Source organism: Leptospira kemamanensis, from assembly GCF_004769665.1.
GTDB classification, from domain to species: Bacteria; Spirochaetota; Leptospiria; order Leptospirales; family Leptospiraceae; genus Leptospira_A; species Leptospira_A kemamanensis.
In genome coordinates, this window is the sequence record NZ_RQGG01000013.1 from 295,567 (window position 1) to 319,090 (window position 23,524).

The window sequence follows — 23,524 nt, forward strand, 5'->3', positions numbered from 1 at the left end:
GGGGGTCTGTGTCCAGGGAATTTGAAAAAATAGATTGATTCTTAAGGAGTTTGGACGGTGGAGCCGTCTACGTAACTACCGGAAATCCCCGAACAGTGGGTAGCAGCGGTTCCGCCACCTCCTCCCGTCAAAGGTGCCGTATACACACTGATGATATAACCTACACTGGATTGGGTGACTTTACAGGAGCCAACCACACTCGTTTCTGTACACTTTGCTGTTTGTTTGGTTCCAGAGAGGCAACTGGTTAGGTAACCATAGTAGTTTTGGCAAACTCCCCCTCCTACAGCACAAGCAAATTTAAAGGTTTTTGTAGAACCACCATTGAGTAGGTCCGATAAGTCTGAGTCGGAAACCGTTTGTACCGCAGTTCCATCAGTCAAAACTGTTACTGGGTTTGCTGTTCCACTTTCTTTTTGGTAAAGGTATAAAAGATAACTTCCTGATTTTGTAAAACTAATGATCGTTTGTGGGGAATCAGTTTTCGTATATTCGGTTCCTTCTTTCGCTAGTGGGGCGATATTCAATTCCAAAGGGCAACTTGAGGAAGTATAAACTGCCACTTTCGCATAACGTGAAAGTACGACACGGGTTCCAATTTGGGCACCTTTAATTTGCATCACCGCATAATACGTATCCCCTGCGAGTAAAAACGAAACTGATTGGGAAGTTGTCGTGATTCCTGTATAACCTGCTTTGAGTTGGGATCCAAGCCCAGCTACCGTACAACCATTTTCCCCTGTTTCTTTTGCTAAGAATAAAGAAGTGGCAGTGTCATTATTAGAGGTTTGCCCCGAACAAAACAGAGAACCCAAACAGAAAAATACGAGGAAAACCCTTTGGAACAAACGAGTGGTTCTAGGTTGGAATGTAGTTTGAATCATCTTAGTATCTCCCTCGAAATGTAAGGATGGTTTTGCCAATTTGGATTTCATCTAAATGGTGTAACACTTTGGGACGTAATAATTTTCTGCCGTTTAAGTATACACCCGCTTCGGAGACACAATCAAACAATATATATTTGCCTTTTCGATTTTTTATCTTGGCATGAAGTCCAGAAACACTTGGATCATGTAAAACAATATGATTGGATTCAAAATTTCCAATGGTCATTTCGTCCCATTGCAAAGGAATGGGTTCGTAAAGCTGACTTCCTTCTCGGACTTGGATCACCGCATAGGTATAAGAGGTTCCTGGTAAACTTTCCTTTTCCTTTGTGAGTAGAGCAATCTCTCTTTCCCTTGCTGCCTTTTCTAAGGTTTCTCCATACATCCTGTCATAAACTGCCAATTCGTCTTTCCGTTCAAACGTTTCCACCGAGGACATTGGTTCCAATGGAAGAGCTGCCACTTCCCTGTTCGAAGTTCGTTCAAACCCACGTAAGTAATACAATGCAGCCAAACACAATAAAATGAGAAATAAACTAACAGGAAAAAATACTAAGGGATCAGAAAGAGTTCTGTAAAAAGTTTGGAAGGGAGAAATCTCATAAGAAAACTCAAAAGGATTACCTGATGTCGGAGAAGAAAGGGTAACAGAGATTTCATTTTCTTTCCACAACGATAATTTCCAAGGAGAATCATATACCAAAATCCAATCGGGACTCATCCTTTCTTTTAGGTCATTGAATAAGGATTCAAAACTTTCTTGTTTTGCGATGGAATAAAAATCTCCTTTCGCATAACTTACCAGTTTATTCGCTTCCAGAGAGTTAGGTGACAATACGATGAGTTTTAAATTTTTATCTCGAATGCGTTTAGCAAACTCTGGGATCTCAAATCGATCAGGCCATTCTTTCGAAAAACTGACTAAAAGTAATATATGATCTTCGGTAGAATGATCTTTCGGTAACGAGTCCACCAACCGTTCCCAGTTACGGATCGGAAATTGAGATGGATTTTCTTTGGGAAACGGAAACGATACATCCAAAACTTGGGAACGTATCCGATCGAAAACGTGAAAGGAATCATCCGACTGGATATGGAGTTTCGAATGCCCTCCACTTTGTTCCGAAAATTTTACGAGTTGGCTCGCTAGGTTTAAAAGCCATCGTCTGTCTTCTGCATTGGAATAACTAGGAATGGAGATAGTCAGGTAAATTGGGTTTTTCGAGATTTGTTTGTCCCAATGGAATGTGTCCGTTAGTCGGACAGTCTCATTCACTTGTTCCGATACGGTAAATCCGGATCCATCCAAAACACCATTCACATGCAGGCGAACTTTGACTTGAGGATAGGACTGTAAATCAATGGAACGAAGTGTAAACGGACTTTGGGCAAATAAGGGAAACCAAAGCAAATAGACCAAAAGGAAAATCCATTTAGGAAAATAAAATAGACGCTTCCTTAAGTTGTTTTCCATATTCTGAATTTGGCTCCAATTGTTGATTTCGAATTGGAAGAGATTCGACTACTTCCCCTTCTTTCATTATCGTAACTTGGGTAGCCAGACTTGCGACGATCCTAAGTTCATGAGTGATAAAAACAACAGTCATCCCCGATTTTGCAAGGTTTAACACCGTTTCCAAGACAATTTTTTCGGAAAAGGCATCTAACCCAGTCGTTGGCTCATCTAAAATCAAGATTTCAGGATGACGTAAAAAAGCCAAGATGAGTAAAATCCTCTGTTTTTCTCCTCCAGAAAGATTTCGAGCATATTGATTCCAATGCCCCCTAGGGATCATCAGCCGATCAAAATAGGAAAAAATCAATTCCTCCGAAGTAAGGTAAATTCCAGACAAGGAAATAAAATCTCTGAATTGGCTTTTGATGGTTCGGTAAGGATGAAAGGCTAAATTAGGATTTTGCGGAACTAAAAATAATTTTTTTTTGGATTTGAAATTCGTAGAAAATACTTCTTCGCCTAATACGGAAAATTGGTCGTAACTGATCTTTGCCTCATCAGGGATCATTCCAAACGAGGCCATAGCGAAGGTTGATTTTCCAGAACCAGATTCCCCAATGATTCCGTGGATCGTTCCCTTCTTAATTTCAATTGAAATGGATTTCCAAATGAAATGCCCTTCTTTGGTTTTTAAGTTGGCATTTTGAATTTGGATGGCGACATCCTTAGTCAAGCCCAAACAAATCCTTTTCGATGATGCTACAAAGTATATGGCCGATGAGGATATGAGATTCTTGGATCCTCGCTGTCACCTTAGAAGGCACAATGATTTCTACATCTGCTTTCCCTTTAAGTTTTCCACCATCTCCACCTAGGAGTAAAACAACCTTCATTCCAATTTTTTTTGCTTCTTCTACCGCCAATATAATGTTTTGCGAATTACCAGATGTGGTAAGTCCCACAAAAACATCTTTTGGTTTTCCAAATGCTTGGAGTTGCCTTTGGAAAAGGTATTCATATCCATAATCATTGGAACATGCGGTAAGTACTGCTTGGTCGCTATTTAAGGCAAGGGCTGGAATGGCTTTTCTTTCGTTTCCTGATTTGTAACGAATGACAAGTTCTGCCGCAATATGAGATGCATCACAACTGGATCCACCGTTCCCACAAAAATACAAAATTCCATCGGAACGTAAGGATTCCACAAGAACCTTTCCCGCAAAAGAAATATTCGGGAGAAGAGATGATAACAGTTGTTCTTTGACTCGAATGGATTCTTCGATGTGTGATTGAATTAATTGACTATGTTCCATGGTTTAGTTCCTTTTCTCTTCTTTCTCGGATCAAATTGATTTTATTTCCAAATTCTTTTAGGGCATTGGCAAAACCATAAAGATTTTTAGTTTTGGAATGGGGATTGGATAGTTTCTCATTCCCTAAATTGAGATAAAATAATTCATCTCGTACAAGTCGTTTTTGTCTTTCCGTTGCAATCTTCAAAAAGAACTCTTTACACTCTTCCCCAATGGCGAGCAGCACAAGTGCCATGGAATTTGGCGAAATTTGTAAGAGAAGTTGTTCCTGCCAAAATCGCTCCCAATCAAGAATTAATCTCCAATCCTCTTTGGGTGCATCTGTTTCCAAAAACAAATCCGCCCTTGGAATCGCTTGTAAGTCTAAAAAATCATCTAAGTTTCGAATTTCTTTTGTCAGATTTTGATTTAATAATCCTTCATCGACAAGTAGTACCCCTGTCCATTTTCCATCTTTGTTTTTATACAAATGATTATCCGTAATCAAAATAATGGAATAATCTTCACCTTCGATGCGAAAGAGTTTTTCATTTGTCTTTGTTAAGCGAAACTTTTTATTTTCTACCACTACTCCAGAACTCACTTGTTTAGTAGGTAGTTTTTTTTTCCAAGTATCAAATGCAGTGGCCCATTCTATCGCAAACGTTTTGGGTTCCTTTTTTCGTTTCCCAGAATCCAAACCTCTTTGGTTTTTGTTTTTGGAAAAGAAAGAAAAGAGTTTTTTCCAAAACCCAACTTTCTGTTTCGAATTATTTTTTGCCATAGTCTTTTCTTACATTGGAAGGTCGTTCGATGTTTAACTTGTCCAGTTCATACATTTTCGCATATTTCAAAAAAGTCGAAAAAGAAGAAGCAAGGGCAATCCAAAGACCAGGGATTCCGTCCAAAAATCCAAACTTAAAAATATAAATTTCAAAAAATTTGCCCAAGGGTTTCAAAATGGTTTTGAGGAGCGAAAACCTTTCCCCTTTCGCATAACGAGTGTAGGCGACAATACTCGAAAATTGATTGATGGTATTGATTTGGTGACTAAAGTCCGTGAAACTATAATGTAAGATATCCCCTTTCATCACCTTTCCACGAGATCCCTCTTTTAAGGCAATGTAATCATGTGGGTTTTCCCCAACCCACTCTGCATTTTCCTTTTGGAACAATCGGTATCGTCTTTGCGGATACCACCCACTGAAACGAATCCACCGACCTAAATGAAAGGTTAACCTGGCAATTTTATACCCATCTGCCGAAACTGTTTCCGCTTCCAAAAAACTCTGGATCGATTTTTGTAACTCATCATTTGCTCTTTCATCGGCATCCAGGGAAAGGATCCAATCATTTTGGCAAAAGGAAATGGCTTTGTTCTTTTGTTCCACGTGGCCTGGAAACGGTGCTTCAAAAAATCGCACCTTGGGAAACGAAGTTGCAATCGATTTGGTCTTATCCGTACTGAGTGAATCTAAAACAATAATTTCATCGGCGAAGGATTCTACCGATCGGATACAATCCCCAATATTTTTTTCTTCATTGAAGGTGATGATGGCCACCGACAATTTTCTTTTTCTCTTGCCATCCATAGGAGTTAAAACCTATTCTAGGAACCAAATATGTTTGGGAAAGAAACATTTCACAAGATTTCCTTTGTTTTTCTCTGTCTTTTTTTTCTCCTCTCACCGTTTTCCATAAGCCTTAGCCAAATCTTCTGTGGCTTATCCCTTCTCTTTCTGTTTTTGGAAAGCATTCAAAAAAAGACATCACCCAAACCCCCAACTAGCTTTTGGTTTTGGATTGGTTTGTATTTGAGTTTTTTAATCACACCAATCCTACATCCCGAATCCTTCCATTGGCAAAAAAATGTCATCAAATCAGAGTTTGGTGATATATGGATGGGTTTTTTATTATTACACCAGACAAACTTAAAGCCGTGGGAGAAAAAACAACTCAAACGATATGTCTATATGGGTGGGGTTTTTCTCATCCTTTCAGGACTTGTTTCCCTTTTTTCCCATTACCGTTTGGCCCCTTACGTAATGGATGGATTTAGGTATTTAGAAGGGAAACGACTTCCTCACCTTCTTTCCCAAATCCAGGGAATCTCCATTTATCTTCCTATTGGTTTCCAAAGCACTCACCTGACCTATGGGGGACTTTTGGCCGTATACTTACCTTCCGTCTGGGAAAAAACCTATCGATTCCTTCGTTCCGAAACCATGAGGTCTCGGTATTGGAAATGGGCATTGAGTTCGATTTTTCTCTCTGTTCTTAGTTTGGTATTCCTTTTTTTAAACCAAAGTCGTTCCATTTGGATTGGTTTTCTTCTGGGGGCAGTGATTCTTTTCCAAAAACAAAAAACATCATTTCGAAAACTCTTTCCTTGGCTTCTCGGTGGGACTTTTTTTCTCTTAACGATCTTTGTCCTATTTTATCAAACCAATTGGTTATTCCAGAGGGCAATTGACGATCTATTCGCTAAACGTTCGTTAGAGAACCAAAGGATTTGGATCCATAAAATGAACTTCGCAATCTTAAAAGAAGATTTTGGACTTGGGATTGGTGCAGGGATGTATTCCGAAAGGTTTTTAGATTTTGCCATACCCATTGTGGATGCCCTTCCCGAATTGTATTATGATTTATTGATCACACCCAAATCCCATGCTCATTTTGATTTTTTACATGGGGTCCTTCTGGGTGGGATATTTGCTTGTTTTTTTTCCTTGGGATTTTTATGGACCGTCACCAGAAGTTTAGAGCAAACCAAACGGCACCTATTCTTTTTTTTAGGTGTATTTGTTGTTCTCATTGCAGGAAGTTTCCAATGTTTTTTGTTAGATGATGAAGTTCTACTTCCCTTTTTAGGTCTTTTGGCACTGTTGCCGAATGAAAATACAAAAAATCAAAACCGGTTTTCCAAAAAACAAACAATTCGATTCCGCGAAATGTTTACAGCTACTGGTTTTCGATCTCTTCCTTTTAGTTTTGTATTTCTTCTGTTATGGATTTCTTTGTCCTTGACCGTGACTTACCTTTGGAGTCGTACAGAAGACAAAGATTTACTCCTTCACAGAACAAGAACCAAGGATAACTTTCCAAGCCCGCTCTCTCAACTCAGCATCAATGGAGAGAAAACTCTTCCCTTACCAGAAGGAACCAAGGACTGGTATTTTAAACTCGCTGGTTGTCTGGACAAAGAAGTAAATTTTCGAAGGGAACCAAGACGTCGAGAAAAACCAATCCAATTGCAGATCCTTTCCGAAAATGACAATACCATTCATCTACCGAAAACCATTACAGTCGAAATTCGCAAACGGGAAAGTTTTGACCAAGACAAGGAATACCGCGTGCAAGGGGAAACTGTTTGGAAAACCATTAGATTTTCGAATGTAGAAGAATCAATACGAATCTCAGTGGATCCAAAAGAGTTTACGAATGAAGCAGCTGAATTTGTCGATTTTGGGATTTTGTATGAATGGGAAGGAAATTCACCCCATTTGCCACGGATTCAAATCTCGGGCAATTGTGAATAGAGGCGCATCCTGTCCTCAGAATAATGGCAGCCCGCTCTATCCAACCTTGGCCCAAGGGCCAACTTCGCCTACGGCTTCTATAAAGCCTTCGCGGGGGGTATTAAGTGTAGGATATGTCGATTGTAATTTGGCTTGGTTAGGAAAGTCCGCGGGAATCGCTTCAAACTTCGGCCATCCAGGCCTTTCGTTTTCAGCCCGTCCTACTCGCGACTTCGGACATCCTGTCCTCAGAAAAATGGCTTCACGCTCCCTATGGGTCGCTACCATTTTTTTCGCTCCTAGTCGTTCGATTTATACCTGGAGCGGGAATCGAACCCGCACGGGATTACTCCCACAGGATTTTAAGTCCTGTGTGTCTACCAATTCCACCATCCAGGCGTTTGTTGTAAGACTAGGCGTCGGCCGGATTCGAACCGGCGGTCAAGCTTTTGCAGAGCCATGCCTTACCACTTGGCCACGACGCCAATCGTGACTTTGGATACGCTAAAATAGGAGACCTAGGTGTCAAATGGAAACTGAATTCACTTTTCATCGGATTGTAACATTTCTTCCAAAATTCAAATTGCTCCCCACTTTTTTGCAAGGTGGAGTGCAATTATGAAGCTCCAAAGAATTGTATTTGTCTCCATTTTATCATTTTTCCTCCATCCGCTCCTTGCAGATACAGTGAAAGTCAAGGCCACCAAGGAAGTTTTAGAAAATGTAAAAACATCCTCTCCTACTGCCAATTTTGTTTTAGTGGAATCACAAGACGGCACCAAACAAGCGTTCAAGAAAAATGCCGTAGAAGTAACAACTCTTCCAGTCACTTGGGAACAAATGAAAGAGGAAGAAAAACCTGGTTTCTTTTCTTCTTTGTTTGCGTCGAAAGAAAAGAAAGAAGAAACAAAAACAGCTGAGTCGACTAGTGAAACCACGAGTGAGTCACCAAAAGAAGAAACAGAGAACAAAGGTTTTTTTGCGAAACGTTTGCCAGAGCTCACGATGGGGGGAATGGCCCTTCTTTGGATCCTACTTCCGTAATCGAAGTAGGAGTTTCCAATTCAAACTGCAAAACATCTCACTCGTTTCATTCTCTAAACGATTCAGGCGAAACAAAGAATCTAAAACAACCTTCCTATTCCCACTCAATGGTGCCAGGAGGTTTGTGTGTCAGATCATACATCACAAGAGAGATCCCAGGCAGTGCCAAAAGTTCACTTGTGATCCTCGCTAATATATTCCGATTCATTTGGTAAAAATTCGCGGTCATTGCTTCCGTAGATTCTACAGGACGTAAAACCACTCCATAGGAATTTTCTCGTAAACCTACAGGCACAAGAACAACAGGCATTTGCCAAATCTCATTGTGGATCGACTCGTCATACAGAATTTGATTTACGATGGAATCTGCTTCTCTTAAAATATCAGCATGTTCTTTATCTAACGACAGTTTTGTGTAAAAAAACTGTTTTTCAAAATGAGTGATTCCTGGGGCAAATACCACTCGATTGATTTCCTTTTTGGTATTGGTGATCTCAACAGACAATTGGTCGAGTTCCTTCCAATCAGAGGTAAAGTCACTGAGAACGGCGCAGTGGGCATAACTTCGTTGATCACCCTGAACACCGACCGACAAAATTGGTAAAATTTGAATTTCCGCTTTTGGAAATTTTTCCTTCCAAATTCCAAAATCAATGGAAGGTGGATTGGTTTTGGGACTTGCGATCATTCTGACCACGAGACCTGGGCCAGGGAACGGATGGCGTTCGATCCATCGTTCAGGAAGGCCTAGTTTTCTTCCTAAATCGCGAACTTCGTCTTTATAAAGATCCGCAATTGGTTCTACAATTTTTCCTTCACGGATGAGAGCCTCGATTTGAGGCACACGGTTGTGGTGGGTTTTGATTTTATGAGAATGTTTTGTTCCACCAGACTCAATTGTATCAGGATAAATGGTACCTTGTCCAAGTAACCAGTGTTCTGCGTCGAGTCCAAGGGAAGTGGTTGCTTTCCCTTGTGCTTCTAAAAATAGATCTCCAACGATCCTACGTTTTTTTTCTGGTTCAAATTCATTTTCTAAGTATTGATAAAAAACCTTACTTTCATCCCAAATGGTGAGATCAAATCCCACTTGGTGCAGGTTATCCATAAGATCTTTCACTTCATTTTTCCGCATAAATCCAGTGTCCACAAGAAGGCCTTTGACACGGTCCTTGCCGAGGGCTTTTGCTAGTAGAAGATAGGCAACGGATGAATCCACTCCTCCAGACACGAGTAAAAATACATTTTTACCTGGAGGGACTTTTTTTTGTAGGGTTTGGATTTGTTCCTCTAAGAACTTTGAGATACTCCAAGTGCCAGATGCACCACATAACTCTACAAAGTTTTTGAGTAAAATTTCGCCTTCTTCCGAATGTGTCACTTCTGGGTGGAATTGTATGCCAAAAAGTTTTTTGTAAGCATGAGAAACGAACGCATAACGACAGTTGTCCGACTGAGCAATCACTTGAAACTCATTTGGCAATTTTACTACTTCGTCTCCGTGACTCATCCACACTTTTGTTTTGATGGATAATGATTTTGATAATTCTGAATTGGGATTTTGAATTTCTAAAATGGCTGGTCCGTATTCTTTCGTGTGAGCAGATACGACTTCTCCACCTAAAGTTCGCATCATCAGTTGGTGCCCATAACAAATTCCGAGTACAGGAACGGATACTTCAAAAAATCCTTCCGGCAATTGAGGTGCACCTGTCTCATACACACTGCTTGGTCCACCAGAAAGGATGATCCCAGCATACGATTTGTAAACAGACAAAGGTTCTTCGTTAGAAAGGATCTCGGTATAGGCTCCGAGTCTTCGAATCCGGGAAGCAATGAGATGAGCATACTGGCCGCCGAAATCGACGACTGCGATTTTTTTATCACTTTTCATGGGATGGTTCCAAAATATTTTTGCATATGACGGGGTAAACAAATGTCGGAAAAAAAATCAGAATCTTCTTACGAGGACAAACAAGACCATATCCCGTCTTGGACCACCCCTCCCATCGAATGGTTTGCCAATGTTTACGCTGGCAGAGAATACAATATCGAATTTACGATCCCTGAATTTACCGCTGTCTGCCCCAAAACGGGTCTTCCTGACTTTGGAACCATTTTCATCGAATACATCCCTCGTGAAAAATGTGCCGAATTGAAATCTCTCAAGGAATACATGATGTCTTATAGAAATGTAGGTATTTTCCATGAAAATGTGGTGAACAAAATCCTAGAAGATTTTGTGAAGGCCGTGGATCCCCTCTATGTCAAAGTGATTGGGGATTATAATGTGCGCGGTGGTGTAAAAACGGTTGTGAAACGAGAGTACAAAGCCTAAATGGAAAACCTAATCGGATATGTGGCTGCTTTTTTAACCACAGTCTCTTTTTTGCCCCAAGTATTACGGGTCGTTCTCACCAAACAAACAAGAGATATCAGCCGCAATATGTACATCATGTTTTTTTTAGGTGTGGTTTTGTGGTTTGTGTATGGGATTTTAAAATCAGATTTTCCCATCATCCTGGCCAATGTTGTCACTTTATTTTTTGTAACGATCATCCTATACTATAAACTCAACGAAGGGAAAGAAACATGAGAAAGGCTTATGTAGATAAAGACAATTGTACTTCCTGTAACCAATGCGCAGATAATTTACCTAAGTATTTTATGATGGATGAAGATGATTTATCCCAAACTCATATCGGTGGATCGGCCATCAATGATGCGGAGATCCCTGAGGAAGATGCAAAAAAAGTGCAAAAAGAAATGGATGAATGCCCAGGGGAATGTATCCACTGGAAAAAACACTAAACCATCCTCATTCGTTTTTGAGATTATTTTTCAGATTGTTGTTTGATGCCTAGTAAATCCAAAACGATTCCAAAAACATCTTTGACTGAGTGAAACGAATGCGATTTACCTCTTGGGTCATAAACAAACCCAATGGTTTTCATTTCTGAATTTTGATTCCAATACCCATGTCCATGGATTTTGGAATTGGATTTTTGGTAAACTTCCCCTTTTCTCGTTCCACTAAAAAACAAGGTTTCTTTGGTGCGTAATAGTCCAAGGGCATTCGGGTGGATTTTCAAAGGGTCAAAAGATTCTTTCCCGTTTTGCTTTAACGGAGAAGAAGTATCTTCCCCGAAGAGCTGTTTATCGAACGAAATCCATTCGGCACCAGGACATTTTGTTTCGATTTCAGTTCCGATGGTTTGGATTTCTTCTTTGGTTACTTTTAGGTTCGCTCCAGGGAGTAAGATGGCAGTGCCACCCGAACTTTTAAAAGTCAATTGGTAAGTTCCCAAATCGTCTTCAATCAAACCTCTTTGTTTTAATACCACATTCGGTGCACAGATGACTTCTGCCGAATGGAACCCATGATCGGAAACAATGACAACCCCAGGGCCATTTTTTGTAAACGCTCCAACACTTGTCAAAAAGGTATGAATTGATTTGTCAATTTCTACTAATCTTGCGAGCGCTTTCTCGGAACCTGGACCATACCCATGGTGCATCGTATCCAAATCCGTAGTATAAACAAAAAGTAAATTTGGTTTTTTCGTTTGGAAGAGCCAAGTGGCAGTTTTTAACTTCACTTCATCTTTTGCCACATCGTTTAACGGAAATCCAACGGCAACTTCCGCTTCTTTATGTAAGCCATTGGAAGAAATGACACGGAGAAGTTTGTCATCTTCGGGAATTTTTTTTCGCCAATACTGAGGTAAATTCCAATCTATATTTGCACCCACGGTCACTGGCCAAAACACATTGGCAGTGGATTTTTTCTTTTTTTTGGCAATGTCCCAAAGTGTGGGAACAGAGATGTCTTCTGCATACCACATCCAACCACCATCATTCTTTTCAAAAGGATCCGAGAGGGTATTATTATAAATTCCGTGTTCGCCTGGGTCTTTTCCCGTCACCATGGATGTATGAGCGGGATAGGTGACGGAAGGATTTACCGTTTCAATTTCAGTAACCCCATATTTGCGAAAGAGTTCCGCTAAGTGAGGAAAGTAAACATGGTATTTTGGATCGGACCAATAGTAGGCGGGGAAACCATCTAGGGAGAGTACAATCGTTTGGCGAAGAGGACGAGAATCTTTGGCAAACGATTTCGCTTTGTGTTTGTTTAGAGACTTGGATTCCGAAGTGGATTTCGTTTTTTCCTTCGGATTTGCCTCTATTTTACTTTCGCAAATGAGGAAAATCGAAATGAAGAACCAAAAAAACAAACGGGAGAGATTTCTAAAAAGACTAAAACTCTCCAAACACTTATTTTTTCGCATTACGATCGTTTAGCGAATGAACTAATATTCTTGTTCCGAACGAGTAGATCCAAGTAGTTCGTCTGGGATGTCTTCAATGCTATCTCCAATTTGGATGGCAAGACGGTTTCCGACACGTCCCGGTGTGGCCTTAAACTTACTACGATCTCCCACTTTCACCATCAAATCTGTTTTGATCGGTGTGTTTTCTAATTTGATCACATCACCTACATGAAGGTTCATAAGATCATTTAAGGAAATGTCCACACTTCCAACTTCAGAAATGAGAGGGATTTTGACTTGGTCGAGTCGCTCTTGGATGACAGCGCGGTTTTCATCCACTTCCCCTTTTCGAATCGAGGAATACCAGTACTGCGCTGAAAGTTTATTGATGATTGGTTCAATAGTAATGTAAGGAATACAAAGGTTTGTCATCCCTTCCACTTCCCCTACTTTTGTTTCGAGGGTAATTAATACCACCATGTCATTAGGAGGAACTACTTGTGCAAACTGTGGGTTCGTTTCAATGTTACCAAGTCTTGGGCGTAAATCAATCACCGTGGACCAGGATTCCCGTAAGTTTCCAAGGATCCTCACGATAATCCCTTCCATTACCGACAACTCGATATCCGAAAGTTCTCGATTCACTTTGGATGATTCACCTTTACCACCAAACAAACGATCGATGATCGTGAAGGAAATGGATGGGTCAATTTCTAAAATGGCAGATCCTCGCAGTGGGTCCATATTGATCACAGCAAGAGTGGTAGGATTCGGAATGGAACGAATGAATTCCTCGTATGTTAACTGATCCACTGAAGCCACGTGCACCACAACCAGGGCACGTAACTGTGCCGAAAGACCAGTGGTTGCCAAACGAGCAAAGGTCTCGTGCATCATCTGGAGTGTACGAATTTGGTCTTTTGAAAATTTATCTGGTCGTTTGAAGTCGTAAATTTTGACTTTTTTTTGTTCCCCTACGGATGAGTATTCATCCTCAGAAACTTCTCCCGAGGAGATGGCATTTAACAGGGCATCAATTTCGTCTTGGGAAAGGATTTCCGTCATTTTTTTACCTTTACGAGTAAGTTTTTAATCTGCCAAAATCCAACACGGCTTCCTTCTTCTTGTCGCAAGGTGTATATATATTCGTACCTTGTTTTGAACCGACCCATCATTCTTTCCACATACACTTGCACACGAGCATCCCGTTTAGAAGGGTAATCCACACTCATCACTTTAAAGTATTTTAAAACACCAGACGGAGACTCCGTCAAATATTCTTTAAAGTCTTCAATGATGGTTTCCCTCTCCCCAACACTCGCTTCCGCGTAAGCACTGCTATAACGATCATATGCTAAGATATATTCTGAAAAATCGATCCATTTAAAATGGTATTCCCACCTTTTTTTCATTTCCGCCCCAAGGAATAAAAAGATGATTTCTTCGGGAGAAAGGCCACCATTTTCCGTGATTTGGCGTGAAGCAGAATCCTTTCTCACTTGTTTGGAATTTTGAAACAAAAATCCAACAGTGTTTTGAGATCTTAAAAAAGCTGACTTATCTTCTGTATAATTGGGGTAAAAGTAACCCGTAATGTAAAATTTTTGGTCTGGCAAAAACTGATAGTACTCATCCAAATAAATGGTTTTGGAAAAAGATTCATTTCGATGTAGGCTTACTTCTTTATTTTCATCACCCACCAAATTCACAATCGTTGTGCGGCGTTTGAGAATCGGATCGGGGAAATCAGGATCTTCCATCGGTGTGAGGATCCGGTCATTCTCATCTTTTACGATGATTTGGAAGGAATAACGAAAGTCAAACGAAGGGAAAATGCGAACCACTTCTTTGCCTGTATTGGTGACAGTAAACGTAAGAGGAATTCTTTCTCCCGCTTCATAACTACGTTTGGTTAAACTCAAGCTAATTTTGGACTGCAGAGCGACAAAATTATCTACCCTCTCCCCACGTGCATCTCGGTCAGGAAAGGCAAACAGGGTATTTGTGACAAACATTCCCAAAAGTATGTAAGATGGAAGGAGACGCATTCTCTATTCAATTTCGGCAAAGAGCCGAATTTCCGACAGAAAAATTAAGAGAATTTCAAGGCTGAAAACAGCGAGTTAACTGGTTCCGAGTTTCGCTTCGTCAAGGATATAGTCGGCAATTCGTATGAGGCGCGTCATCACGGAACTGAGTTTTTTGTATTGGTAATAGTTTTCCCTTTGTTTGTCCAAATGGGGCTCAATGAGAGCAACAGTCTTAGAAGCAAGTTTCAGGTTTTTGAGTTCGTTGTCAGTGACACCGTAAAGATTTGCTTCGGACACAAAACGATTCAGTTCTTTCACCAAACTTTCATCCGTCAAATCTTGGATTTCAAAGACCTTTTCGATTTTTAAAATGAAATCGGTCAAAGTTCGTTTGATTTTTGCTTCTTCTTCCGTTGGTCTTTTTTTAGAAGTGATTTGATTTAAGGATTCATAACGATTCAAAGCAGTTTCATACAATTGGTTCATTTTTGATTTTTGACCCAAAATAAAACTGATAAAACTAAGAATTCCCACAAAGGTATCGGGGTATCGATTGATCCCACCAATTTCATCTAAGGCATTCGCAAAGGCTTCCTCATTATGAGGAACATTCATAATAAATCGTAACACAGGTTCTACGGAAGAACCTGATGTGTATTTTTGTATGACCTCTATGCCTTCTAAGTAGTTCATTGTCGTTTGTCTAAAATGAGAACCTTACGGATCGTGGTTTGTAAATTACCCTTGTCGATGATTCGGTCAAGTACATCATATCCAGTGATCAAAAATCCAAACACGGTATGAAGTCCATTGAGATGTGGTGTGTCCACTTGGTTGATGAAAAATTGAGATCCATTGGTATTCGGACCTGCATTTGCCATGGCAAGTGCCCCACGAGTTGCTTTTTTACTAGGTAACACTTCGTTAAAACGATATCCCACTCGGTAAAGGACTTCCAAAACAGGAAGTTCCATTGCTTCGTGGTAGGCTTTTTCTACTTCAGTTCTTTTTTCTTCGAATTCTTGTCGAGATTTGATATTAAACTCAGCTAAAACTGCTCTTTGCAATTGGGCTTGGTATTCAGGTGCGTCTTTTACTTTCAGTTTGTCTAGGCCTAGAGCCTTTCCATTAATTTCATCTTCGAATTGGAATCCAGGTCCACCTGTTCCGTCCCCTCTAGGACATCCCCCTTGGGCCATAAAATTTTCGATCACACGATGGAATTTTAAACCATCGTAAAACGGGCGTCGTTCGGAACCTTTTTCGGAACGAAACTCCTTTTCCCCTTGAGCCAAATCGATAAAATTTTGGACGGTCTTTGGTGCTGCCTCGTCATACAATTCTACAATCAAGTCTCCTTGCGTGGTTTGGATGAGGGCATAAATCGCAGGTTTATCTGGCAGTTTAACGGAGGTTTGGTCAGCACGTTTCACCAATACCTTTGTTGGCGCATAGGTGGTTGGTTCGTACGTAATTTTTTTAAAGGTTTGGTCACTACAAAACGCAGTTTGGCTAAAGATCAGTAAGGATAAAACAATTGTTTTGAATGGGAAAATGGAAAATGGTTTCATGTTTATTTTTTACCTTTGGATTCTAAAGATTTTAATTTTTTGGTCAATTCGTTTAACTTGGCTTTCGCCTTTTTGATTTGTTCTTTTTGGCGAGAAAGAGACGTTCCGCCATATACATCTTTTTTGTCACAAGAAGTTTCGAGAGAAATTGCTGCCTCATATCCAGGATCAGTAAGGACTGCATGGATTTGTCCCCTTTCCCCACTTGGAATCGTAAACAGGTCATACCCTTTGACAGAACAATGTTTTACAAGTTCCCCTACAATTTCATGCGCGGATCGGAACGGAATTCCTTTCGCACTCACAAGCCAATCCGCAAGGTCTGTGGCCGTAGAAAATCCATTTCGCAGACTCTTTGTCGCGTTTTCTGGAAAAATTTGAATCCCTTCCACCATGTCCCGAATCCCTTCTGCACAAATTTTGATTTGTTTGACTGTATCAAAGAGTGGGATTTTATCTTCTTGAAAATCTCGGTTATAAGAAAGAGGTGTACCTTTTACCATCACAAGTAGATGGGTCAGATTTCCCACTACTCGTCCCGCCTTTCCCCGAATGAGTTCTGCCACATCTGGATTTTTTTTCTGAGGCATGATAGAAGAACCTGTTGTTAGGTGGTCTGGCAATTTAAAATAACTAAATTCTTGGGATGTGTATAAAATGATTTCTTCACAAAACCGGGAGACATGGATCATAAATTGCGATGAGGCAAATAAAAATTTAAAAATATGATCCCTTTGGCTAACGGCATCCATGGAATTTTCGGACAATCGGTTGAGTTGCAGGTCCTTTCTTAAAAACTCTCGATCTGTTTGGTAATTGACACCTGCTAGGGCACCGGAGCCTAACACAAGTTCGTCCGCTCTTTCGTAAGCAGAATAAAAGTCTTCAAAGTCTCTTAGGTTTGCCCAAAAATGAGATAAAAAATAGTGAGAAGCACGAATCGGTTGAGCAATTTGTAAATGGGTATAACCCGGGATGATCGTTTTTGTATGGGTTTCTGCTTTTTTCACCCAAACAGAAAGTAAATCCAAGAGAAGCACCAATATTGAGTGGATTTCCGATTTGATATAGAGACGAACATCTTGAGACACTTGGTCGTTACGACTACGTCCCGTATGGAGTTTTTTTCCCAAATCTCCTAGAAGTTCCGTTAGGCGAGACTCAATCGACATATGAATGTCTTCGTTTTCAATTTTGAATTCAAATTTTCCGGAATCAATTTCCTTTCGGATTTGGACAAGGCCAGTTTCAATTTTACGTTGTTCCGACTCTGTCAATATTCCAATTCGTTTTAACATACGAGAATGGGAAATCGATCCTTCTATGTCATGAGCGTATAATTCTTTATCAAAACTAATGGATTCACCAATTCGAATCATCAGGGATGATGGTGCAGAATCAAAACGCCCACCCCATAATTTTTTTTCTTTCATTCCGAATCCTCACTGAACGCAGATGCCCAGTTTTTTAAAACCTCTTTGTCTTTTTCTGACAAACGGGAACTGGGGTGTAAAAGTTGGTAGTCTTTCGGTGGCATCTCGCCCTCATCTACTTGTTCCCAAACTTCATAGATTTTTTTTCTTTGTTTTCGTTCAGCCAAATTCCCAAATTCCGAAAAATTCAATTCATCTCGACCTTCCGTAACATGGTTTGTCACCAAATAGGAAACGGGGAAAACATAGGAATACAATGGCCAAATCGTTTCATTCGAGTGGCAATCGTAACAACTTCTCTTGAGAATGTTTTTAACTTCCTCGGGGGCAGAAATTTCTGCCATGACTGGTGGATTTTCTCTAGAAACAGGAAATAATTGGAAAAAAAGGAAAATAGAAAGAAGTAGGTAAACAATTCGTTTCACACAAGACAGGTTCTTTTTCCTCTCTCTTGATTCAAAGTATTATTTTTCTTGCCTTTAGGTGGTTGGAACGGTCTACTCTCCTAGAGGTTCAACCATTGGATATCATTTTCGCAAACACTCCTTACCTTTGGATCATTCTAGGAATCATCTTACTTTTTTCGGAATTCCTATTGCCTGGGACCTTTGTTATGTTTTTGGGTGTGGGAGCTATCTTTACTGGAATCCTTTCGCGATTGGTTCCTATGGAATTTTATACCCAAGTCATCGTTTGGGTCATTTCTAGTTTTGTTTCCATTTTACTCGGTGGATCCTTAATCAAGAAGTTTTTTAAATCCGAATCAAGTGTGGATCCGTTTATCAAAGATGATTACCTAAACCAAATTGTCCCTGTGGAAATTGATGTGCTTGTGGATCGGCACGGTGGAAAAATTCGATTCCAAGGAACGTTATGGGATGCGATCTCCAAAGAATCCAAAATCCCCAAAGGAGAATACGTGCGCATTTTATCCCGAGAAAATTTGACCTTTACAGTAGAAAAAGTAGAATCGTAAGCTACCCATTCATTTTTTTTCCGACAAAATAAAAAAACCCTTTTCTCTTTTGAAAGTCCATGTACGGTCTTCAAGTCACAAAGGAGGAAACAATGGGCGCATCCGTCATCGTTGTATTTTTGGTCGTCGTTTATATCATCAAAAAGACAATCATTATCGTACCAGAACAAAGTGTTTATATTAAAGAAAGATTAGGGGTTTTGAATGGAGTTTTAAAATCGGGGTTTTATTTTATGATCCCGTTTGTAGACCAAATTCGTTATAGACAAAACCTAAAAGAACAAACCATCGATATCGATCCACAAGTTTGTATCACGAAAGACAACGTCTCTGTAGAAGTAGATGGAGTTTTGTATCTGAAAGTCATCGATGGAGAAAAAGCATCTTATGGGATTGATAACTTTATGTTAGCAACCACACAACTTGCACAAACCACTCTCCGTTCTGAAATTGGAAAATTGATTTTTGATAACCTACTATCTGAACGAGATGAAATCAATGGCCGTGTGGTTTCCAACATCGACAGAGCCACAGACCCTTGGGGCATCAAAGTCACTCGTTATGAAATCCGAAACATCACTCCTCCCAAACAAATTTTGATTGAGATGGAAAACCAAATGAAATCAGAACGGGAACGCCGCGCTGAAATCACCATCTCCCAAGGGGAAAAAGAATCCCGAGTCAACCATTCCGTTGGGGAAAGACAAGAATCCATCAACATCTCCGAAGGGGAAAAAATCCGATTGGTGAATGAGGCGGATGGTCGTGCCCAAGAAATCACACTGATCTCCAATGCTACCGCCAAAGGACTTCAACTCATTTCCGAAGCGATAAGCAAAAAAGGGGGAAAGGAAGCAGTGAGTTTACAAATCACACAAGAGTACTTGGATGCCCTCGGTCATATTTTAAAAACATCCAAAACAACTGTGGTTCCCGAAACCTTAGCCAATATCGGTGGGGTCTTTGAAGGGCTTTCTAAAATCACAACCAAAATCCCACAGGTAGGAGAATAAGATGGAATTTGTATATTTAGGCTTTTGGTCCATTGTTGCCATCTATTTGATTTATAAAATCTTTCGATGTATCCGCATCATTCCTGCACAAGATGTACTCATCGTCGAAAGGCTTGGAAAGTATTCTAGATCACTGCGAGCAGGGTTTCATATTTTGATTCCTTTCATCGACAGAGATGCGTATTACCACACCTTAAAAGAACAATCGATTGATGTACAACCACAAATTTGTATCACACATGATAACGTTCAAGTGAAAGTAGATGGAGTGATTTACTTAAAAATCATCGATCCAGTACGAGCATCGTATGGGATTGAAGACTTTCAATTTGCAGCCATCCAACTTGCCCAAACGACAATGCGTTCGGTAATTGGAACGATGGAACTCGACAAAACCATTGGAGAAAAAGATTTAATCAACTCTACCATTGTGGCGGCTATTGATCAAGCTTCCGAACCTTGGGGGATCAAAGTGAATCGTTACGAGATTCTCAATATTGTTCCGCCTAAATCCGTGTTAGATGCCATGGAAAAAGAAAAAAAGGCTCAAATTGCAAAACGATCCCAAGTCCTTTTATCGGAAGGGGAAAGAGATGCAAGGATCAACCGCTCTCTCGGATTCAAAGAAGAAGCCGTGAACAAATCGGAAGGGGAAAAACAACGTAGGATCAATTCCGCGGAAGGTAAGGCAACAGAGATTGAAGCTTTGGCTGTCGCTACTGCCAAAGGGATTGAAGCCATTGCAGGTGCTATTTCAGACCAAGGTGGTGCCTCTGCGATCAAACTGCAGATCACCAAAGCCTTTATCCAAAACTTCTTACACGTAGCAAAAGAAAGTACGGAAATTCTCATCCCAGCAGATGTGATGAATTTACCAACTCTCATTGCTAACCTTACTGAAGCTAAAAAACCAAAGGCATAGTTACACCGCCTAACCAAAAGATTCCGGTGGGTCCTCCACCGGAGTTTCACTAAACAATCGAAAACTAGGTTTAGCCATGGCTTGTGCAGCTAGTGACACAAGTAACGCTTCGTTGTCATCAGGTCCAATTCGATTGGCATGGATCACCCCACACCCTTTACAACGATGTAAAATCACCCATTCTCCCTTTCTCACCCAAATCGAAATCGCCTCCATTTTACTTCCGCAGGTTGCTTTTCTATCACCAGGCGTGGTGTCCAAGTGAAGGCTTGTGAGACAATTTGGGCAATGGTTCCTTTGGTCGGTTCCAAAACCTGGAGGAAAAACCATTTGTTTGCATTCGACACATCGGAATTCTTCTGTATCCGAACGATAGCGATGTGATATTTTAGAATTCGCAGGATTAAATCGATCCTCGTCTTCCTCTAAAAAACGTTTTTTCTTGGAAATCTTTTGGAAATTTGTTTGGTCATTATTACGTGACATACCAGTTTTTGCGGCGAAACAAAAAGAGGACACCAAAACAGTGGATGAGAGGGATTAGACCGCCTGCGCGAAGATAGCCGCCTCCTAATGAAATTTAGGCGGGGTATCCAAAACAAGATCACCGTTTTGGCGGTCTACACAATGGCTAAAAGTAACATAGAATGTCATAGTGTTTGGAGAAAGAATTGTCGTCAAGGAGAATCCTTTGTCAATTTTTTACAAAGGAAATAACAATTTTGGCCTTCGGGGTAATTTGGGATTTTGCCTACTTCTTCATAACCAAGTTTGGTATAAAACTTGGGAGCTTGGAATCCAAACGAATACCCAAACACAAGAGTGGCTCCCAATCGAATTGCCTCTTCTTCAATCTCTTGTAAGAGTTTGGTTCCAAGGTCCTTTCCACGTTTCTCTTCGGCTACCCAAAGCAGTTGGAGATTGAGTCCTTTAAAAAACAAATAACATAGGGAGGCTGCAATGAGAGTCTCTCCTTCTTTCACTAATAGGGCAAAAAATTCTTTTGATTCGAGATTTGGATCGCCTAACTTGGAGACACTATAGTCATGTAATCTCTGCCAAAGGTCTTCCTGGAGGGATTCAGAAGGATTGGAAATCCTTTCGATTTTGTATTCAAACTTACTCGTTTCCAAACGTGATCCATCCTTCTCCGTTTCAAATGAAATCCACGTTATAAAAAGGCTGGCCCACCCAAACGTTCCATTGGATCCACAATTTGTGTGATTTGAACACCGTAATAATCATCGAGAACGATGAGTTTTCCACGTCCCACAAGTTTGCCATTCGCTAAAATATCGAGTTCTTCCCCGATATTTTTATCGAGTTCCACCACAGTTCCTTCCGTGAGTTGTAATACATCTTTGATGAACATGGTGGTTCTACCGAGCTCAATGGTCAGTTGTAAGGTAACGTCGAGGAGTAAGTTGAGATTTGCTGTATTATTTCCAGAACTGGACTGGGTTTTTGCCTGTCCACGGGAAGGAGCAGGAGTGGCACTAGGACCTAGAGCTGCGGCAATATCGGCAAAAGAAGGACCATTATCATCCCCGCCACCACCTCCGACTAGAGCATCGAGGTCATCAAGACCGCCACCACCTCCGCCAGAACCACCACCCGCAGGAGTGCTTCCGCCGCTAAAACCACCGAGTAGCGCGTCTATATCTTCTTGTGATAGTGAACCTTCACCCATAATCCTACAACCTCTACAATGTATTCGTCGGAGGAAATCAAAATCCTTCCTTGAAAAAAAAGACAATCTTCCCTATTTTGTTCTTTATGTCCAATTCTCCTTCCCAACTGGATTTTTTTAAGGCGAAAGAACTCTTTGCCATTGAACTCAAACAGGCAAATTACCAATTTGTGCAAGAGAAAGAGGAAACCATCTTCCGATTTCGCCAAAATGCAGTGGGAAAAGAAAAAATCCTGGATTGCCTTGGCATCGTCCGTAATTATATTGAAAATTTTCGAATTTATAATTTTGAAGAAGGTTATCTCAGCTTACAATCTTTAGGTGAAAATCTATTTGAACCTCAAAAGAATTTGTCTTCTAGGTTTCGAATTCGATTTTCCTTTAAATCAGATCTCAAAGTGGAATGTTCCAAACTCGGTGATTTTTCCACAAAGGAAGTGCAAACCACCCTCCATCTCTTCCAGTTTCTAACTTTAGATGGTGGAACGACCAAGGACCCACGATCCATTTTGGAACCCCTCGGTGTGGAAGTGTATGATCCCATCCTCGAAAAGGCAAAGGGAAACGAACTGAGTTTTGATTCGGTTTTTGGGTATGACTCGGTAAAAGAACAAATCCTGGAAAGTTTGGTCTTCCCTCTGCGTCGACCCGAACCATTTTTAGAAATCACAAAACTCACGAGACAAAAACCAACGGGCAATCTTCCGCGCGCCGTTCTCTTTGAAGGAGAACCAGGAGTCGGAAAAACAAGTATGGCGAAAATTGTTTCCCATTTATGTGGAGTTCCGATGGTCTATGTTCCCATTGAATCCATCTTAAGTAAGTATTACGGGGAATCGTCTCAAAACTTGGCCATGGTCTTTGATGCAGCGGCCCTCTTTCCCAAATGTATGTTGTTTTTAGATGAAATCGATTCTCTAGCCACCTCCCGTGAAGACGGCCTATTTGAAGCGACGAGAAACCTTCTCAGTGTGTTATTGCGCAAACTAGATGGATTTGCAGAAAAAACGGGAACCATTACCATTGGTGCCACAAACCGCAAAAACGATTTAGATTCGGCGCTCCTCTCTCGATTTGACCGTAAAATTCTGTTTCCCTTGCCCAATCGGGACGAAAGGGCAAAAATTCTGGAAGGATATGCCAAACAACTCACCCAAAACGAGAGAGAAACCCTTGCTGACCTACTTTCTCATGCCTCAGGGCGTAATTTAAAGGACTATTGTGACTATGTAGAACGACGGTGGATCACAAAAAACTGGTCCCAATTGGAGACTTTGACGGCACCCCCAATCCAATTTTATTTGGATTCCTTTCCAGATTTTGGATGGAAACACTAAAAAGAGAGCGATTCGGCTTCAATCTTCTTAAGGATTTTACCGATACTGAAAACAGGATATTTGTTTACGCCCATGGGACGT

At 40.7% G+C, this 23,524-nt stretch carries 26 protein-coding genes and 2 tRNA genes; 9 read left to right on the forward strand and 19 right to left on the reverse strand.

Translation table 11 applies throughout. The features are described 5' to 3' along the window. Positions 1-41: 41 nt before the first annotated feature. The 6 genes from EHQ59_RS06055 to EHQ59_RS06080 are packed head-to-tail and all read right to left on the reverse strand — an operon-like array spanning position 42 to position 5,227. Entirely contained in the window at positions 42-884 is an 843-nt protein-coding gene (locus EHQ59_RS06055; protein ID WP_135618383.1) for a hypothetical protein, read from the reverse strand. 1 nt (position 885) lies between these two features. After that, positions 886-2,361, reverse strand: a complete 1,476-nt coding sequence (locus EHQ59_RS06060; RefSeq protein ID WP_135618384.1) for an FHA domain-containing protein — start codon at positions 2,359-2,361, stop codon at positions 886-888. Further along, complete coding sequence (locus tag EHQ59_RS06065; RefSeq protein WP_244245410.1) at positions 2,321-3,076, reverse strand: ATP-binding cassette domain-containing protein; 756 nt, start codon at positions 3,074-3,076, stop codon at positions 2,321-2,323. Before EHQ59_RS06065 ends, EHQ59_RS06060 begins: the two co-directional genes overlap by 41 nt. Further along, positions 3,069-3,656, reverse strand: a complete 588-nt coding sequence (locus EHQ59_RS06070; protein WP_135618386.1) for a D-sedoheptulose 7-phosphate isomerase — start codon at positions 3,654-3,656, stop codon at positions 3,069-3,071. The genes EHQ59_RS06065 and EHQ59_RS06070 overlap by 8 nt, the downstream gene beginning before the upstream one ends. Continuing rightward, entirely contained in the window at positions 3,646-4,419 is a 774-nt protein-coding gene (locus EHQ59_RS06075; RefSeq protein ID WP_135618387.1) for an LBBP_01157 family protein, read from the reverse strand. The genes EHQ59_RS06070 and EHQ59_RS06075 overlap by 11 nt, the downstream gene beginning before the upstream one ends. Continuing rightward, positions 4,406-5,227 carry a glycosyltransferase family 2 protein gene (locus EHQ59_RS06080; protein ID WP_135618388.1) on the reverse strand — a complete coding sequence of 274 codons (822 nt, stop codon included), beginning with the start codon at positions 5,225-5,227 and terminating at the stop codon, positions 4,406-4,408. The genes EHQ59_RS06075 and EHQ59_RS06080 overlap by 14 nt, the downstream gene beginning before the upstream one ends. 30 nt (positions 5,228-5,257) lie before the next feature. Here EHQ59_RS06080 and EHQ59_RS06085 point away from each other — a divergent pair, with 30 nt between their 5' ends. After that, positions 5,258-7,174, forward strand: a complete 1,917-nt coding sequence (locus EHQ59_RS06085) for an O-antigen ligase family protein (protein ID WP_135618389.1) — start codon at positions 5,258-5,260, stop codon at positions 7,172-7,174. A gap of 294 nt (positions 7,175-7,468) precedes the next feature. Here EHQ59_RS06085 and EHQ59_RS06090 read toward each other — a convergent pair. Both EHQ59_RS06090 and EHQ59_RS06095 read right to left on the reverse strand, forming a co-directional pair. Next, positions 7,469-7,552: transfer RNA gene (locus EHQ59_RS06090), tRNA-Leu, on the reverse strand. Positions 7,553-7,567: 15 nt separating this feature from the next. Next, positions 7,568-7,638, reverse strand: a tRNA-Cys gene (locus tag EHQ59_RS06095). A gap of 133 nt (positions 7,639-7,771) precedes the next feature. Between EHQ59_RS06095 and EHQ59_RS06100 the strand changes: the two genes are divergently transcribed. Then, a complete protein-coding gene (locus EHQ59_RS06100) occupies positions 7,772-8,197 on the forward strand; it encodes an LIMLP_04285 family protein (protein WP_135618390.1) in 426 nt (141 codons plus the stop codon). Between the two features lie 94 nt (positions 8,198-8,291). Here EHQ59_RS06100 and guaA read toward each other — a convergent pair whose 3' ends face one another. Next, positions 8,292-10,091, reverse strand: coding sequence for a glutamine-hydrolyzing GMP synthase (guaA, locus tag EHQ59_RS06105; protein WP_135618391.1), 1,800 nt, complete (start codon positions 10,089-10,091; stop codon positions 8,292-8,294). Between the two features lie 42 nt (positions 10,092-10,133). Between guaA and queF the strand changes: the two genes are divergently transcribed. Genes queF through EHQ59_RS06120 form a run of 3 tightly spaced genes read left to right on the forward strand, consistent with a single transcriptional unit; the run spans position 10,134 to position 11,008 of the window. After that, positions 10,134-10,535, forward strand: a complete 402-nt coding sequence (gene queF / locus EHQ59_RS06110) for a preQ(1) synthase (RefSeq protein ID WP_135618392.1) — start codon at positions 10,134-10,136, stop codon at positions 10,533-10,535. After that, a complete protein-coding gene (locus EHQ59_RS06115) occupies positions 10,536-10,793 on the forward strand; it encodes a SemiSWEET transporter (protein ID WP_135618393.1) in 258 nt (85 codons plus the stop codon). Further along, entirely contained in the window at positions 10,790-11,008 is a 219-nt protein-coding gene (locus EHQ59_RS06120) for a ferredoxin (protein ID WP_135618394.1), read from the forward strand. The genes EHQ59_RS06115 and EHQ59_RS06120 overlap by 4 nt, the downstream gene beginning before the upstream one ends. A 23-nt stretch (positions 11,009-11,031) precedes the next feature. Here the strand turns inward: EHQ59_RS06120 and EHQ59_RS06125 are convergent, their stop codons facing one another. The 7 genes from EHQ59_RS06125 to EHQ59_RS06155 all read right to left on the reverse strand — a co-directional run bounded on the left by EHQ59_RS06125 (position 11,032) and on the right by EHQ59_RS06155 (position 17,930). Beyond that, on the reverse strand, positions 11,032-12,489 hold the full coding sequence (locus EHQ59_RS06125) for an alkaline phosphatase family protein (protein WP_135618395.1): 1,458 nt from the start codon (positions 12,487-12,489) through the stop codon (positions 11,032-11,034). A gap of 21 nt (positions 12,490-12,510) precedes the next feature. Next, positions 12,511-13,536, reverse strand: a complete 1,026-nt coding sequence (fliM, locus tag EHQ59_RS06130; RefSeq protein WP_002974265.1) for a flagellar motor switch protein FliM — start codon at positions 13,534-13,536, stop codon at positions 12,511-12,513. After that, positions 13,533-14,519: a hypothetical protein gene (locus tag EHQ59_RS06135; protein ID WP_135618396.1), complete on the reverse strand. Its 987-nt coding sequence runs from the start codon at positions 14,517-14,519 to the stop codon at positions 13,533-13,535. The genes fliM and EHQ59_RS06135 overlap by 4 nt, the downstream gene beginning before the upstream one ends. 75 nt (positions 14,520-14,594) lie before the next feature. Continuing rightward, positions 14,595-15,194, reverse strand: coding sequence for a hypothetical protein (locus EHQ59_RS06140; RefSeq protein ID WP_135618397.1), 600 nt, complete (start codon positions 15,192-15,194; stop codon positions 14,595-14,597). Continuing rightward, on the reverse strand, positions 15,191-16,072 hold the full coding sequence (locus EHQ59_RS06145; RefSeq protein ID WP_135618398.1) for a peptidylprolyl isomerase: 882 nt from the start codon (positions 16,070-16,072) through the stop codon (positions 15,191-15,193). Before EHQ59_RS06145 ends, EHQ59_RS06140 begins: the two co-directional genes overlap by 4 nt. A 2-nt stretch (positions 16,073-16,074) precedes the next feature. Further along, positions 16,075-17,505, reverse strand: coding sequence for an argininosuccinate lyase (gene argH / locus EHQ59_RS06150; RefSeq protein WP_135618399.1), 1,431 nt, complete (start codon positions 17,503-17,505; stop codon positions 16,075-16,077). Beyond that, entirely contained in the window at positions 17,502-17,930 is a 429-nt protein-coding gene (locus tag EHQ59_RS06155; protein ID WP_135618400.1) for a heme-binding domain-containing protein, read from the reverse strand. Before EHQ59_RS06155 ends, argH begins: the two co-directional genes overlap by 4 nt. Before the next feature lie 95 nt (positions 17,931-18,025). Between EHQ59_RS06155 and EHQ59_RS06160 the strand changes: the two genes are divergently transcribed. The 3 genes from EHQ59_RS06160 (at position 18,026) to EHQ59_RS06170 (ending at position 20,416) form a co-directional block, all read left to right on the forward strand. Further along, positions 18,026-18,481, forward strand: coding sequence for an NfeD family protein (locus EHQ59_RS06160; protein WP_135618401.1), 456 nt, complete (start codon positions 18,026-18,028; stop codon positions 18,479-18,481). Positions 18,482-18,573: 92 nt separating this feature from the next. Further along, positions 18,574-19,494, forward strand: coding sequence for an SPFH domain-containing protein (locus EHQ59_RS06165; protein ID WP_135618402.1), 921 nt, complete (start codon positions 18,574-18,576; stop codon positions 19,492-19,494). A 1-nt stretch (position 19,495) separates the two neighbouring features. Next, positions 19,496-20,416: an SPFH domain-containing protein gene (locus EHQ59_RS06170; RefSeq protein WP_135618403.1), complete on the forward strand. Its 921-nt coding sequence runs from the start codon at positions 19,496-19,498 to the stop codon at positions 20,414-20,416. 9 nt (positions 20,417-20,425) lie between these two features. Here EHQ59_RS06170 and EHQ59_RS06175 read toward each other — a convergent pair whose 3' ends face one another. From EHQ59_RS06175 to fliN, 3 genes are all read right to left on the reverse strand, one after another. Then, positions 20,426-20,902 carry an RNHCP domain-containing protein gene (locus EHQ59_RS06175; protein ID WP_135618404.1) on the reverse strand — a complete coding sequence of 159 codons (477 nt, stop codon included), beginning with the start codon at positions 20,900-20,902 and terminating at the stop codon, positions 20,426-20,428. 191 nt (positions 20,903-21,093) lie between these two features. Then, the gene (locus EHQ59_RS06180; protein WP_135618405.1) at positions 21,094-21,549 is read right to left on the reverse strand and encodes a GNAT family N-acetyltransferase; all 456 of its coding nucleotides are present in this window, start codon (positions 21,547-21,549) and stop codon (positions 21,094-21,096) included. Between the two features lie 38 nt (positions 21,550-21,587). Beyond that, the gene (gene fliN, locus EHQ59_RS06185; RefSeq protein WP_135618406.1) at positions 21,588-22,106 is read right to left on the reverse strand and encodes a flagellar motor switch protein FliN; all 519 of its coding nucleotides are present in this window, start codon (positions 22,104-22,106) and stop codon (positions 21,588-21,590) included. A gap of 50 nt (positions 22,107-22,156) precedes the next feature. Between fliN and EHQ59_RS06190 the strand changes: the two genes are divergently transcribed. Further along, positions 22,157-23,443 carry an AAA family ATPase gene (locus EHQ59_RS06190; RefSeq protein ID WP_135618407.1) on the forward strand — a complete coding sequence of 429 codons (1,287 nt, stop codon included), beginning with the start codon at positions 22,157-22,159 and terminating at the stop codon, positions 23,441-23,443. Positions 23,444-23,524 lie beyond the last annotated feature (81 nt).

Excerpts from the sequence above, each read along its gene's own strand:
- queF (WP_135618392.1), top strand. The coding sequence starts at position 10,134 with ATGTCGGAAAAAAAATCAGAATCTTCTTACGAGGACAAACAAGACCAT.
- EHQ59_RS06085 (WP_135618389.1), top strand. The coding sequence starts at position 5,258 with ATGTTTGGGAAAGAAACATTTCACAAGATTTCCTTTGTTTTTCTCTGT.
- EHQ59_RS06145 (WP_135618398.1), bottom strand. The coding sequence starts at position 16,072 with ATGAAACCATTTTCCATTTTCCCATTCAAAACAATTGTTTTATCCTTA.
- EHQ59_RS06170 (WP_135618403.1), top strand. The coding sequence starts at position 19,496 with ATGGAATTTGTATATTTAGGCTTTTGGTCCATTGTTGCCATCTATTTG.
- EHQ59_RS06165 (WP_135618402.1), top strand. The coding sequence starts at position 18,574 with ATGGGCGCATCCGTCATCGTTGTATTTTTGGTCGTCGTTTATATCATC.
- EHQ59_RS06115 (WP_135618393.1), top strand. The coding sequence starts at position 10,536 with ATGGAAAACCTAATCGGATATGTGGCTGCTTTTTTAACCACAGTCTCT.
- guaA (WP_135618391.1), bottom strand. The coding sequence starts at position 10,091 with ATGAAAAGTGATAAAAAAATCGCAGTCGTCGATTTCGGCGGCCAGTAT.
- EHQ59_RS06125 (WP_135618395.1), bottom strand. The coding sequence starts at position 12,489 with ATGCGAAAAAATAAGTGTTTGGAGAGTTTTAGTCTTTTTAGAAATCTC.
- EHQ59_RS06060 (WP_135618384.1), bottom strand. The coding sequence starts at position 2,361 with ATGGAAAACAACTTAAGGAAGCGTCTATTTTATTTTCCTAAATGGATT.
- EHQ59_RS06080 (WP_135618388.1), bottom strand. The coding sequence starts at position 5,227 with ATGGATGGCAAGAGAAAAAGAAAATTGTCGGTGGCCATCATCACCTTC.
- EHQ59_RS06055 (WP_135618383.1), bottom strand. The coding sequence starts at position 884 with ATGATTCAAACTACATTCCAACCTAGAACCACTCGTTTGTTCCAAAGG.
- EHQ59_RS06135 (WP_135618396.1), bottom strand. The coding sequence starts at position 14,519 with ATGCGTCTCCTTCCATCTTACATACTTTTGGGAATGTTTGTCACAAAT.
- EHQ59_RS06100 (WP_135618390.1), top strand. The coding sequence starts at position 7,772 with ATGAAGCTCCAAAGAATTGTATTTGTCTCCATTTTATCATTTTTCCTC.
- EHQ59_RS06120 (WP_135618394.1), top strand. The coding sequence starts at position 10,790 with ATGAGAAAGGCTTATGTAGATAAAGACAATTGTACTTCCTGTAACCAA.
- EHQ59_RS06175 (WP_135618404.1), bottom strand. The coding sequence starts at position 20,902 with ATGTCACGTAATAATGACCAAACAAATTTCCAAAAGATTTCCAAGAAA.
- fliN (WP_135618406.1), bottom strand. The coding sequence starts at position 22,106 with ATGGGTGAAGGTTCACTATCACAAGAAGATATAGACGCGCTACTCGGT.
- EHQ59_RS06070 (WP_135618386.1), bottom strand. The coding sequence starts at position 3,656 with ATGGAACATAGTCAATTAATTCAATCACACATCGAAGAATCCATTCGA.
- EHQ59_RS06140 (WP_135618397.1), bottom strand. The coding sequence starts at position 15,194 with ATGAACTACTTAGAAGGCATAGAGGTCATACAAAAATACACATCAGGT.
- argH (WP_135618399.1), bottom strand. The coding sequence starts at position 17,505 with ATGAAAGAAAAAAAATTATGGGGTGGGCGTTTTGATTCTGCACCATCA.
- fliM (WP_002974265.1), bottom strand. The coding sequence starts at position 13,536 with ATGACGGAAATCCTTTCCCAAGACGAAATTGATGCCCTGTTAAATGCC.
- EHQ59_RS06075 (WP_135618387.1), bottom strand. The coding sequence starts at position 4,419 with ATGGCAAAAAATAATTCGAAACAGAAAGTTGGGTTTTGGAAAAAACTC.